Raw genomic sequence first — 13,150 nt, 5'->3', positions numbered from 1 at the left:
TTTAGATGGATTTTCTATTTAAAATTCGAAGTTTTAGCGGGCTAAAACAAGAAATTAAAAGAGAAAATACGCTGAAAAGAAAACGAAAAAATAGATAAGAAATACAAAAATGATTAAAAATAAATATTTCGATAAAGTTTAAACAGGTTCTAATAAATTAACACAAAAAAATAAAAAAATTATGGCGTTTTTAGGAGTACTATTATTTTTGGGGCTGGTCACACTTTTTGCCTCATTTTTTATCGTAAAACAAGCAACTGCTGCTATTGTAGAACGATTAGGGAAGTTTCACTCGGTTCGACATGCAGGTCTGCAACTGAAAATCCCGTACATCGATCAGATTTCTAAAAGAATGAACCTTAGAATTCAACAATTGGATGTCATGATAGACACCAAAACTTTGGACAATGTTTTCTTGAAGATGAAAGTTTCTGTGCAGTATCAGGTCATTCGAGATCAAGTAGCAGATGCCTATTATAAATTGGAATTTCCTGAAAGCCAAATTACATCGTATGTCTTTGATGTGGTAAGAGCAGAAGTGCCAAAACTGAAATTGGACGATGTTTTTGTAAGAAAAGATGATATCGCTGTTGCTGTAAAAGGAGAACTGCAAGAAGCTATGCAAAGCTATGGATACGACATCATCAAGGCGTTGGTAACCGATATTGATCCGGATGAACAAGTAAAACACGCCATGAACCGCATCAATGCTGCTGAAAGAGAGAAAACAGCTGCAGAATACGAGTCTGAAGCTCAAAGAATCCGTATTGTTGCCGTAGCAAAAGCCGAAGCTGAGTCTAAAAAATTGCAAGGACAAGGGATTGCCGACCAAAGAAGAGAGATAGCAAAAGGCTTACAAGAATCTGTAGATATGCTGAATTCCGTAAACATCAATGCCCAAGAAGCTTCTGCGCTTATTGTGGTAACGCAACATTACGATACCTTGCAATCGGTAGGAGCCAACAACAGAAGCAACTTGGTCTTGTTGCCCAACTCACCAACAGCGGCCAGTTCCATGCTCAACGATTTGGTAGTCGCTATGTCCACGGCAGAGACTTTCAAAGGAAGTTTAGAAACCAAACTCCCACCTTCAAAATCGAATTTTCCAAATACATAATATGTAGAAGCTGTCCAGTAGGGCAGCTTTTTTCATTTACACCATTTATTACAGAAAATAGAAAAAGTAAACGGACATTGGGAATTTGTTTTTAATTATTTAATGTAATTTTGACCCTAAATAAATCTAAAAAAAATGAACTTAAAGTACGAAGGAAAAACAAAAAATGTGTACAGTCTAGAGAACGATTTGGTATTGCTAAAATTTAAAGATGATGTCACTGGGGAAAATGGAGTTTTTGATCCAGGTGCCAATACCGTAGGACTTACGATTGATGGAGCAGGGAAAAGTGGCTTGAAAATGACCAAACATTTTTTTGAGCTTTTGGGATCTCGTAACATCGATACGCATTATGTAGATGCCGATATCGATGCGGTAACCATGACGGTAAAAGAAGCGACAACCTTCGGGAAAGGCTTAGAAGTAATCTGTAGATATCGTGCTGTGGGAAGCTTCCTAAAAAGATACGGTGCTTATGTTACCGAAGGACAACCTTTGGATTCTTTTGTTGAAGTAACCATTAAAGACGATGAAAGGGGAGATCCTACCATATCCGATGATGCTTTGGATGCTTTAGGAATTTTATCGAAAGATGAATATAAAATTCTAAAAGAAAAAACAAAGACCATCTGCAACATCATCAAGGATGACCTGTCCAGAAAAGGATTGGATTTGTACGACATCAAACTGGAGTTTGGTCGTTGCAAAAAAAGTGGAGAGATCATCTTAATCGATGAAATTTCCGGTGGTAACATGCGTGTGTACAAAAACGGAAGCTACATGTTGCCTTTGGATTTGGAAAAAGATTTTTTGGGATAATCCTCAACAAGTATTAACAAGCCACGGCATTCACTTTTAAAAAACTATGTGAAAAATTTATTTTCTATGACCTCTTTTATTCATTATTTTACTTAAAAAGTCTATGAATCTATGTGCTTTAATATTTTCACCACATAGTCACATAAGTTTTTGGTTTGTAATAGAGAGTTCTTTTCATAGAAGCATTGCTTTCACAATAGCATAAAATTTAAATGCGAACGCCTTGATTAACAAGCAAGTAGCTGTCCGGGCTATTCGGACAGCTTCTTGTTTTTATAACACTTTCACAAACTTATTTTAGGGTCAATTTCTCCATTTTTTTCAAAAACAATTTTATCTTTCACTAGAATTATTTTTTTTGAAAGATGCAATGAATCTTTATGTGTTATTAAACTAAAATCTATCGTTCTACCAAGCATTTCTGCTCTTAGTTCTGATAGAAACTTTGCTCTAGTAGTGCACCAACCCGGATTTCCAACTTCTTTATTGAAAATATCAACTAAATCTTGATTGCTTTTTTCGTTAAATCTTGTGTCCATATTCTTAATTTTTTGATTGTTTTTTCTCTGATATCCATTGTTTCAATTCTTCGATTCCGCCTTTTCTTCCGCAATATCCGCAGCCCCATTCTTCTTTTTCGGGACTTATAGAAATCGGTAAATAATGGTTTTCTGAATTCACACATTGGCTAAAATATAATCCTTTTTTGGCATCATGTACTTTAGGAAAAAGATTGTTTTCTTTCGTGAATTCCAGAAGTATGCTTTCTACAATTCCCTTTTTTCGATCTGCAATATTTTTTTGAATTTGAAGAAAATGAGCGTTTGAGATAATTTCTGATTTAAATTGGATAATGCGTCCGTCATACATACTTCTTCCATGAATAAATTCAGCAAACGCAATGAGAAGATTATCAATAAAGCTAAAATCATAATCATATTTGTACTGACAAACAATTTTTAGTGGCTCTTTTGAAGCTTCAAGAATCGATTTTTCATCATTTTCGTCATCTAAAAAAACATCGATCCATTGTAGGTAATCGTCATCAGTAATTCTATAAAAATAGAGGATGGGTGCTTCGGCAATCCCAAGATCGTATTCAATAAAGGCTAATTTTCGAAAATCAGAAATGTTGCCAACACCGAAATCGTCTTTGTAGGTTGTGCCTTCTTTGTGTACAGTGGCTTTTTCTGTACTAAAATGTGGATGATGGGTCATAGTGCATAATTTATAATGTTAATAATTACAAATCATCGCAAGAGAAATTTTTTGGGAGATAACCTAATTGTTTTGGCAGGTTTGCCCTCATTCTAAACCACCGTGGCAGGTTAAAGCTCGGTTGGTATTCTGAAAAATCAGAAACTCTTGATGATTACTTTTGCAATATTACAGTTTATTTTTTATACAATCCAAATTTTTGTTTTTTTAATAAAAAAAGCTGTCCAAAAAGTCAGGACAGCTTATTTTCTATTTTTAAGTGTAAAATTCTAATCGTTTTCTGGTGTTTTGCCCAAAACAGAATTTCGTTTTCCATATACAAAATAAATTACCAATCCGATGGAAAACCACAATCCGAACCAAAACCAGTTGTTGTGTGTCATCCCGGTTAAAAGATAAAGGCAAGAGCAAAGCCCAATTAATGGGATGAGCGATAGGTTTTTTACAAAAGCAACTCCACACAAAATGAGATTAATAATGATGAAAATAGTCATGGAAAATCTAAACTCGCCTTCATTTGGATCCGACCAGTCCAATAAAGTTTTGAAAAAATCGGGTTGCCAAAGATAAAAACCAAACAATCCGCCGATGAAAAGAATCGGAAATATCCACTTACCGTTGATGTATGGAAGGTGAAAACGACCCGGAAGTTTTTCTTTTCTTGGCAGCAGCAAAACTCCTCCGCACACCAAGACAAATGCGAAGATCGTTCCTATACTGGTGAAGTCCAATATGAAAGATTTGTCTGTAAATAAAATAGGCAAGCCAACGACAATACCTGTCATGATGGTTGCATACGACGGAGTTTTGTATTTTGGGTGTATGTCTTGAAATTTTTTTGGCAACAATCCGTCTCTACTCATGGCATACCATATTCTTGGCTGCCCCATCTGGAATACCAACAATACCGTAGTGATGGCGACAACGGCTACAAAGGATACCACCAATTCCATCCAAGCAATGTTGGCGTTGGATTGTTCAAAAATAAAAGCCAAAGGATCTCCAATGCCGTCAAATTTTCTATAATCTACCATTCCGGTTAGTACCAATGTGAGCGCAATGTAGATTAAAGTACAAAGCACCAACGAGATGATCATTCCTTTTGGAAGGTTTTTCTCCGGATTTTTTGTTTCTTCTGCCAAAACACTGAGGGCATCAAAGCCGATATAGGCAAAGAAAACTCCTGAAATGGCAGACATGACTCCCGCAAAACCGTTGGGCATAAAACCAGAATCTCCGGTTTGCGGATTAATTGGTGTCCAATTTTCTGTTTGTACATAAGCACCCCCTACAAAAATGACCAAAAGGATAACAGCAAGTTTCATTAAAACAAAGAGATTGTTCAAGTTTTTACTCTCTTTTACTCCACGGTAACAGACATAGGTTATCAAAGCATTGATCGCTAAGGCAGGGACATCAACGATAAACTTTAGGCCTCCAATTGTTGGAGCAGAAGTCCAAGCCGTGATCAGGTCTTTATTGGTCGATTGAGCCAAAAACGCTTTATGTGCTTCGGAATAACTGCAAGTGAGAAATTCTGGAATATGAAAACCCAACCTTCCAAGGAAGGAAGTAAAATAATCCGACCATGAAAATGCAACATAGATATTCCCAAAGGAGTATTCCATGATGAGAGCCCAACCAATAATCCATGCGATTAATTCTCCGAAACTTGCATAGGCATAGGTGTACGCCGATCCTGCCGTGGGAATTCTACTGGCAAATTCAGCATAGCAAAGCGCTGTAAAAGCACAAGCAAAACCACAAATGATATACAACACAATAACACCGGGTCCTCCTTTGAATATGGCTTCGCCCAAACTGGAAAAACTACCGGCACCAATAATGGCTGCAATTCCAAAAAAAACGATGTCCCAAACGCCCAAAACTCTTAAAAGTCCAGAAGGACGGTCGTTTGCATTGTATATTTTTCTTCTAAAAAGCTGATTCATTTTGTATATTTTCAATAATGATAAAAACAAAAGTAATCATTTCGATAAAAAATGAACTATATAATGGGATATTTTTGATGAAAAAACAATTTGAAGTTGGTTTTCATGTTTCTTTTATTAATTACGATTTCTTACCATCTTCTTTTGGTTAGGAATTGATTTTTTAAAAGAAAAAAGTCAATACAGAAAATTTGTAGAATCAGAGGGTATGACTTATCCACATTTCCACAATGTTAGTTTTATTTGGTCAAGCAATAAGTTTTTTATATTTTCGTTGATAAAATTGTGGATAAAATTTAATCTATTTTATTCGTAACTCAAATAATTAATCTGTTAAAAATTCCGGATTTCAATGGACACAAAAAAGATGCTTTTGGCAACTGCCGTATTTTTTTATACCCTAGGCAATGCCCAACAATCGACATATTACAACAATCAAGAGGATTATCATTGGGATTTTTCCGACAACCTTTTCAAAACCAAAGTATTCAATGCTGCCCAATACAATTATACCCAGCAGTATTTTTATAATCAAACTTTGGATCATTCTAAAAAAGAAGCAGCCTACTTTTACGACACCATCATTGGGGTATTGATGCAAAAAAAATACGGCGAAAAAGGGCTGGAAGCCTTCATGAAAGAATATCCACAATCGGCTTATTTTTCTCAAGCTCATCTGCCTTTGGCCGATTATTATTTGTCAAAAAGAGATTTCCCCAAAGCTTTGGAAACGCTGAAAAAAGTAAATCAGTATCAACTTTCAAGATCCGAGAATACCCAGTATATACTTAAGTTGGGCTATGCACAATTCATGACCGGCAACACCAAAAATGCCATTCATACCTTGGAAGATGCTTACGATGTGGTGGATGAAAATGAAAAACCATCGGTGGCCTACATGTTGGGACATCTTTATTATGCCAAACAGCAGAACGATAAAGCCTTTTTGTATTTTGATCAGATCAAAAACAATGAAAAATACAGACAATTGGTACAACCGTATTATGTGCAACTATACTACAACCAAGGCGATTTTACAAAAGCCATTACCGAAGGACAGTTGTTGCTAAATGAAAATGTATCCGACTCGTACAAGCAAGAAGTTCATAAAATTATCGGTGAAAGTTATTTTATGAAAAACGATTACTCAGCGGCGTATCCTCATCTAAAAGAATACATACAGCATCAAGAAAAACCGTCGGAAAGCGATTTGTATGAAATGGGATTTGTTGCTGCCAAGCTGCAGAAGTACGACGAAGCCGTTTCTTACTACAACCAATTGCTTAACTCCAATTCGGCAATGGCACAAAATGCCTATTACCAATTGGGAAATGCGTATTTGCAAACCGGTAAAAAGCAAGAAGCACTTTCAGCTTTCAGATCGTCTTACGAAATGTCTTACGATCCGTTGGTGCAACAATATGCACATGAACAATATGCAAAATTGAGTTATGAAATAGGTAACCCTTTTGAGAGCGCCCCTCAAGTCATTCAAAAATACATTGCTAAATATCCTAAAAGCGAGAAAACCGATGAAATCAGAAAATTGTTGGTAAAATCCTATTTGTATTCTGGAAATTTTAAAGAAACTTTGGATGCTATAGACAAGTTGCCAAAGCAAACTTCTGAAACCGAAAAAATTAATCAAGAAGTATCTTTCTTACTGGGTACGGAAGAGTACAACAAAGGCAATTACGACAGTGCAGAAAACTACTTCAAAAGATCGTTGGCGTTTAGCTTGAACCAAGATTTTTACAATCGTGCACTGTATTGGTTGGGACAGACCTATTACCAAAAGGGTCAATTAAATGATGCAATTGACAATTTCAAACAATTGTCTGGACAAAATTTTGAAGAAAAAGGTCAGCTCAATTACGACTTGGGTTATGCTTATTTTAAATCCAAAGATTTTAATAATGCCAAACTCTATTTTACCGATTATTTAAAAAATCCAAAATCCGAGTTTAAAAACGATGCAGAACTTCGATTGGCCGACTCTTATTATGCTTTGAACAATTTGGATGAAGCCATTGCCATTTACAACAAAGTAGAAAATCTGGACGATTATTCTCAATACCAAAAAGCGTTGGCTCTTGGTTTCAAGGGCGATTATTCTGGAAAAATACAACAACTAAAAACATTGGTTTCCAAATATCCCAAATCCGATTATGTGGACGATGCTTGGTTCGAAATTGGATCGGCTTATGCTGCACAAAATGAGTTTAAGCAATCCAACGATTTCTTGATCAAGGTGATTGCCGAAAGTCAGGATAGAGATTTACTGGCGAATGCCAAAATTTATAAAGCACAGAATTTAATTGAACAAAATGAGAGCGACAAAGCCATCGCCGAGTTCAATAAATTAGGAGCTGAGTATAAAAATACCGCTTTTGCCGAGAAAATTGTACAAGCTGCAAAACCGGCCTATCTAAAAACGAGCGATAGCGATGGATACGAAAAATTTGCCAATTCTTTGGGCATCAAGCTGAATGCTTCGGACAAAGAAGAGCTGAATTTGAATTTGGCCAAAAGCAATTTTACTAAAAAAGACTATAAAAAAGCCATTCCGTTGTTTGAAAAATACTTAAGCCAAAACCCAACAGGTGAGGGATTGTACCAAGCCAAATACGAATTGGGAGAGAGCTTGTATCAAACCCAAGAAACAGCAAAATCTTTATTGGTATTGCAAGAGGTAGCTCAGATCCAGAACGATTATCAAGAAGATGCACAGACCCGAGTGGCACAGATTTATTTGGCTCAAAACAATACCGCTGAAGCTGAAAAGCAGTTGTTGGCATTAGAAAATTCGGCCAATGTCACCATTAAAAATTTCGCCAATTTGGAATTGATGAAAATTTATGGTTTGAAAAAAGACTATTCGAAAGCCGAGAAATATGCCGATCTGGTGATTGCGAATACCAAAAACTCCATTGCCGTTCAGGAATCGGCGAAGGTACTGAAAGCGAGAATTTTGATGCAAAAAGGTAGAGACAAAGAAGCGAAAGCTCAATTTGCAAGTTTGGAAAAATCCAGCAATACCGCAGTGGCAGCAGAAGCAACCTATGCCAAAGCCTATTACCAAAATCAATCGAAAAGTTATAAAGCATCCAACGAAACCATCTTTAAGTTGGCAAATAATTATGCAACTGAAGAATATTGGGGAGCTAAATCTTTGGTGTTGATGGCGCAAAATTATGTTGGCCTGAAGGATCATTACCAAGCCAGTTATACTTGCGATCAAATCATCAATCATTACGGAGATTATCCAGAGATTGTAAACGAAGCTCAAGCCATTAAAAAATCGATAAAATAATTTTTTAATTTTCGCTATTTCAAAAATTTTTAAATCAGAAAAAATGAATCATCATCACATAATTTCATCATCATTATTATTTGAAAAACCAATGAAGGCTGTAGGCATAAAAGCGTTTTCGTTGTTGTTTTTAGGAATTTCAATGTTGGCTCAAGCTCAAATCAAGGAAGAAAAATTGATCTTGGACCGAAAAAGAGAACCGGAAATTAAAAAAATCGAAAAAAAGAAAACAGCGGTTAACTTGGTCAAAAATTATCCGCCACAATCCAAAAAAGTTGAAGACTCTTTGAATTTGAAATATTCAATCAAAGATGTAGAAGCCGTATCGGATTTCAAAACTTCGACCATAGAAAGAACGGACATTTCACCAAAATTTAAAACAGAAAATTACAGCAATTATGTTCGTTTTGGTATGGGAAATTATGGGAAAATCTTGGGCGATGCCAATATTTCTACAGCTTTGGAGAATAATTTTGAAGTCGGAGCCGATGTGCATTACCTCTCCACAACCGGCCTGAAGAACGAGTACGATTGGGATTCCAAATCGACCAAGGCAGATATTGCGGCGTTTTTAAACCATTATGGTAAATTGGGAAGACTGAATGTCACTGCAGAATACGGTTTGGACAACTATAATTATTACGGCATCTACGCCTTTCCAACCGTTGGTTCTATCGATTTGCAACAGAAAGTAAACCAATTTGGGGTAAGAGGTATGTACGAGTTTTACGATAATCCCATTTTCAAAGACTTAAGCTTTAAGAGTAATTTTCTTTCGGATCATTTTTCGGCAAAAGAAAGCTCTTCAGAAGCTCATCTGAATTTGTCGAAATACGAAACGACTTTCAAAGACGACATCAATTTTCGTATGGATTTTGGGATTAATGTCCAAGGTCAAGATACCCGTTTTGATTTGCTCAACAAAAACAATTCTAAATATTTATTGTTGGATTTTGTACCCAAATTTGTCTTGGGTTATGACCGATCCAAACTTACCATCAGTTCTCATTTCAGTTTGTTAAACAGTGAATTTGAAAGTTTGATGGTGCCCAATTATTCGGAGTCGTTTAAATTCAAATGGTTTCCAAAAGCCGAATTTCAGTACGATGCCGATGACATGTTCAAATTCTACACAGGAGTTGATGGCGGTATAAAACTGAATTCGTATTCCGAAATGTTGAAGGAAAATCCTTTTTTGGTTTCGGACCAACTTTTGTTACCGACAAAAACCAAATATCAATTTTATTTTGGTTTGAAGGGGGACATTAACCAAGAGTTGAAGTACGATGTGTCGGCAGGTTTCGGAAAATTGGAAAATATTTTATTTTACCAAGCCAATTCAATTTTCGACAATTTATATACCCAAAATCGTTCGGCGTACAACTATGCCAATGTTTTTTCAGCTACCTACGATAGTGGAAATCTAAGCCATATAAAAGGATCAATACAGTATTTTCCGATGCAGAATTTGTCCTTGGATGCCGAAGCTCAATTCACACAATACAAATTGGATCATTACGATGAAATCTACAACAAACCTTTGTTGAACGCCAGTATTGGTGCAAAATATGCAGTTTTGGACAATAAATTACTTTTGGGTTTCAAAGGAATTTTTAGAACGGATGCACACAGCAATGGTTTTGAATTGACACAGAATGCCATCAATCCTATATTGTACGATTCTGTTGAAAAGAAAGATGCCAAAATCGGAGGCTATGCCGATCTGAATTTGTCCGCTGAGTACAAAGTCCACAAAAATTTCAGTATTTTCGCGCTCGGAAACAATTTGCTAAACTCGAAATACCAAAGATTTCAAGGCTACAAAGTTCTTGGAGCACAAATCACAGGTGGAGTAAAAATTGTATTTTAAAAAGATAAATTAGGGAATTAATTTTCCCAATTTTTTGGCCCTATAGTTTAATGGATAGAATTAAAGATTCCGGTTCTTTAGGTTGAGGTTCGATTCCTCATGGGGCTACTGAAAGCAACGATGTATGATATATGTCGTTGTTTTTTTGTTTTTTTTGTACAGAATCGTGGTGATTTTCAATAAATTATTTCTTAAATTTAACCTAACCAATTATTAAATTTTGAATCATGGAAAATCATACTTTAGCACACGACTTCCCAGAGCACATCCAAAAAATTACGGAGTTAAAGGTTTCTGATGAAAATTTCAAAAAAATGTTTGTAAATTATGAAGAGTTGAATGCTCTCATTCTCCACTACGAAAAGGATGAAGTCAATCACACCACAGACGATCATCTGACCGACCTTAGGAAGAAACGCATGCATCTAAAAGATGAATTGTATGCCTATCTTACCCAATGATTTTTATTGAATCCGTTTGATCCATTTTAGCTTTTTCTCATTGTAAGGCGGGTATTTCCAATTGGGTTCTGGAAAAGAGCTCTTTTCCAATACTGCTTTGTAATGAGAAAAAGTCTGGAAACCGTGTATTCCGTGATAATTTCCAAAGCCTGAATTTTCCACACCTCCAAACGGAAGATGAGGATTGGTGATGTGCATGACAACATCGTTGATGCAAGTTCCTCCGCAAGAAATGGTGTTCAGAAATCGTTTTTTCTCATCTTTATTTTTTGTGAAAATATAGGCTGAAAGAGGTTTTTCTAAAGATCGAATTTTTTTAAGAACCGAATCTAGATCATCGTAAGGGATGACGGGCAAGATAGGACCGAAAATTTCGTCTTGCATGGCTTTATCCGTCCAAGTAGAAGGGTAGAGGACGGTTGGTGAAAAATATCGATTGTTTTCATCGTATTGACCTCCAAAAAAAATCTTATCCCCATCAATATAACTCGTCAGTCTATGAAAATTTTTTGTGTTGATGATTTGAGGATAGTGTTCAGAAATTTTAGAATAATCAAACAGGATGAGGTATTCTTTCAATACCTTTAGAAATTCATTTTTAACTTGATCGTCCACCAATACATAATCCGGAGCCACACAGGTTTGTCCGGCATTTAGAAATTTACCCCAAACAATTCTTTTGGCTGCGATTTTTAGATCGGCGTTTTTAGTCACAATTGCAGGAGATTTCCCGCCCAATTCCAGAACAACGGGGCTTAGGTTTTCGGCGGCTGCTTTGTATATGAGTTTTCCAACCGATGTACTTCCGGTAAAAAATATTTTATCGAATCTATTCTTTAGAAGCTCAGTTGTTTCTTCAATTCCACCTACTATTACTTTAAAATATCCTTCATCAAAGTGGGAATTGATAATACCGGCTAGGGCAGAAGCCGTATGACTGGCCAATTCGCTGGGTTTTAGGATTACGGTATTTCCTGCAGCCAATGCAGCTATTGAGGGCAAAATGGACAGTTGTATGGGATAGTTCCAAGCTCCAATGACCAAGATGTTTCCCAAAGGCTCTGGCAAGATGCAGCTTTTGGCAACTTGGTTGATTAAATTGGTTTTAACTCTTTTGGATTTGCAGAGTTTTTTGAGATTTTTTAAATAAAAATTGATTTCATGAATTACAAATGAAATCTCTGTGGTATAGGTGTCGAATTTTGATTTTTTGAAATCTTTGTAAACCGCTTCGTACAGATCTTCTTCATGTTTTATGATCAGATCTTTTAGTTTTTTTAGTTGTTCTAATCTGTACGGAATGGATGCCGTATTTTGATTTTCAAAAAAGGATTTTTGTTGCTGAACCAGAACCTCAAAATTCATACTTTAGTTTTAGTTCATCAAATATACTTGATTTTCTATTTTAGGAGAAAAAAAAGAAGCTGACCTTTTCGGACAGCTTCTCATGGTATTTCTTAAAATTTAGAATTAAGCCTCTTCAGACTTTACTTCTTCTTTTTTAGGAGCTTCAACTGGAGCATCGGATACGATATCGAATTCGAAATTGTACTCTACATTTCTGTGTAGTCTGATCAAAGCCTCAACTTTACCAGTTCTCTTGATAGAGTTACCAGGGATTTTGATGTATTTTCTGTCAACGATAACACCTGCTTTAGCCAATTCTTCAGAAAGGTTAGCGTTGTTGATAGAACCGAAAAGTTTGTCTCCAGAACCTACTTTTGTAGCAATGGTGATGGTCGTTTTCTTTAATTGCTCAACAATAGCGTTAGCTGCAGCGATCAATTTAGCTTCTTCTTCTTTTCTTTCTTCCAAAGTTGCTTCTAGAGCTGCTTTGTTTTTTGGAGTTGCTAATAATGCATAACCTTGAGGGATCAAGAAGTTTCTTGCATAACCTGGTTTTACATTTACGGTATCAAACTCAAGTCCTAAGTTTTCTACATCTTTTTTTAGGATAATTTCCATTGTTGTTGTCTTGTTTAGATTTTAGAATTAAGTGATGTTATCACGATCTAAAACAGTTAGAATTAAATGATATATTCAGCAACAAATAGCCAAAAGCTTTGAGGCTAATGGCTAATTGTAATTTTTTATTATTTCAAAAGGTCAGCCACATACGGCAACATTGCCAAGTGTCTTGCTCTTTTGATGGCTGCAGATACTTTTCTTTGGTATTTCAAAGAAGTTCCGGTGTATCTTCTTGGAAGGATTTTTCCTTGCTCGTTTACGAATTGTAACAAGAAGTCAGCATCTTTATAATCAACATGCTTGATACCGTATTTTTTGAATCTACAATATTTCTTTTCAGATTTTGTATTGATATCTAGTGGTGTAAGGAATTTTACTTCAGATTCGCCACCATTAGAGGCTTGTTTTGCCATTTCGTCTATTGCCATGTCT

General features: G+C 35.9%; 11 protein-coding genes, 1 tRNA gene and 1 riboswitch. Of the genes, 6 read left to right on the top strand and 6 right to left on the bottom strand.

The genetic code is table 11. The features are described 5' to 3' along the window. Window positions 1-181 precede the first annotated feature (181 nt). On the top strand, window positions 182-1,117 hold the full coding sequence (locus H9Q20_RS01640; protein WP_124640515.1) for an SPFH domain-containing protein: 936 nt from the start codon (window positions 182-184) through the stop codon (window positions 1,115-1,117). 135 nt (window positions 1,118-1,252) lie between these two features. After that, complete coding sequence (locus tag H9Q20_RS01635; protein WP_124640514.1) at window positions 1,253-1,936, top strand: phosphoribosylaminoimidazolesuccinocarboxamide synthase; 684 nt, start codon at window positions 1,253-1,255, stop codon at window positions 1,934-1,936. Between the two features lie 284 nt (window positions 1,937-2,220). On the opposite strand, the gene H9Q20_RS01630 is transcribed toward H9Q20_RS01635, so the two are convergent. The 3 genes from H9Q20_RS01630 to H9Q20_RS01620 form a co-directional block, all read right to left on the bottom strand. After that, window positions 2,221-2,475, bottom strand: coding sequence for a hypothetical protein (locus H9Q20_RS01630; RefSeq protein WP_124640513.1), 255 nt, complete (start codon window positions 2,473-2,475; stop codon window positions 2,221-2,223). A 4-nt stretch (window positions 2,476-2,479) separates the two neighbouring features. Further along, window positions 2,480-3,154 (bottom strand): hypothetical protein, encoded by a 675-nt coding sequence (locus H9Q20_RS01625; RefSeq protein ID WP_187478138.1) that lies wholly within the window; start codon window positions 3,152-3,154, stop codon window positions 2,480-2,482. 58 nt (window positions 3,155-3,212) lie between these two features. Continuing rightward, a riboswitch (SAM-I-IV-variant riboswitch) is annotated at window positions 3,213-3,313 on the bottom strand. A 110-nt stretch (window positions 3,314-3,423) separates the two neighbouring features. Next, the gene (locus H9Q20_RS01620) at window positions 3,424-5,106 is read right to left on the bottom strand and encodes an APC family permease (protein WP_124640511.1); all 1,683 of its coding nucleotides are present in this window, start codon (window positions 5,104-5,106) and stop codon (window positions 3,424-3,426) included. Window positions 5,107-5,458: 352 nt separating this feature from the next. Between H9Q20_RS01620 and H9Q20_RS01615 the strand changes: the two genes are divergently transcribed. The 4 genes from H9Q20_RS01615 (at window position 5,459) to H9Q20_RS01600 (ending at window position 10,750) form a co-directional block, all read left to right on the top strand. Next, entirely contained in the window at window positions 5,459-8,419 is a 2,961-nt protein-coding gene (locus tag H9Q20_RS01615; protein ID WP_187478137.1) for a tetratricopeptide repeat protein, read from the top strand. A 43-nt stretch (window positions 8,420-8,462) separates the two neighbouring features. Next, window positions 8,463-10,289, top strand: coding sequence for a TonB-dependent receptor (locus H9Q20_RS01610; RefSeq protein ID WP_241154722.1), 1,827 nt, complete (start codon window positions 8,463-8,465; stop codon window positions 10,287-10,289). Window positions 10,290-10,325: 36 nt separating this feature from the next. Beyond that, window positions 10,326-10,397, top strand: a tRNA-Arg gene (locus H9Q20_RS01605). Window positions 10,398-10,516: 119 nt separating this feature from the next. Beyond that, window positions 10,517-10,750: a YdcH family protein gene (locus H9Q20_RS01600; RefSeq protein ID WP_124640509.1), complete on the top strand. Its 234-nt coding sequence runs from the start codon at window positions 10,517-10,519 to the stop codon at window positions 10,748-10,750. 3 nt (window positions 10,751-10,753) lie between these two features. Here H9Q20_RS01600 and H9Q20_RS01595 read toward each other — a convergent pair whose 3' ends face one another. The 3 genes from H9Q20_RS01595 to rpsR all read right to left on the bottom strand — a co-directional run bounded on the left by H9Q20_RS01595 (window position 10,754) and on the right by rpsR (window position 13,146). After that, window positions 10,754-12,115, bottom strand: a complete 1,362-nt coding sequence (locus H9Q20_RS01595; RefSeq protein WP_124640508.1) for an aldehyde dehydrogenase — start codon at window positions 12,113-12,115, stop codon at window positions 10,754-10,756. 105 nt (window positions 12,116-12,220) lie between these two features. Further along, a complete protein-coding gene (rplI, locus tag H9Q20_RS01590) occupies window positions 12,221-12,715 on the bottom strand; it encodes a 50S ribosomal protein L9 (RefSeq protein WP_124640507.1) in 495 nt (164 codons plus the stop codon). A gap of 128 nt (window positions 12,716-12,843) precedes the next feature. After that, window positions 12,844-13,146, bottom strand: a complete 303-nt coding sequence (gene rpsR / locus H9Q20_RS01585) for a 30S ribosomal protein S18 (protein ID WP_124640506.1) — start codon at window positions 13,144-13,146, stop codon at window positions 12,844-12,846. Window positions 13,147-13,150: the final 4 nt, after the last annotated feature.

This window comes from Amniculibacterium sp. G2-70 (assembly GCF_014353055.1).
GTDB lineage: Bacteria > Bacteroidota > Bacteroidia > Flavobacteriales > Weeksellaceae > Amniculibacterium > Amniculibacterium aquaticum.
The sequence above is the reverse complement of the archived record's forward strand: the minus strand, read 5'-3'. Positions and strand labels throughout refer to the sequence as shown.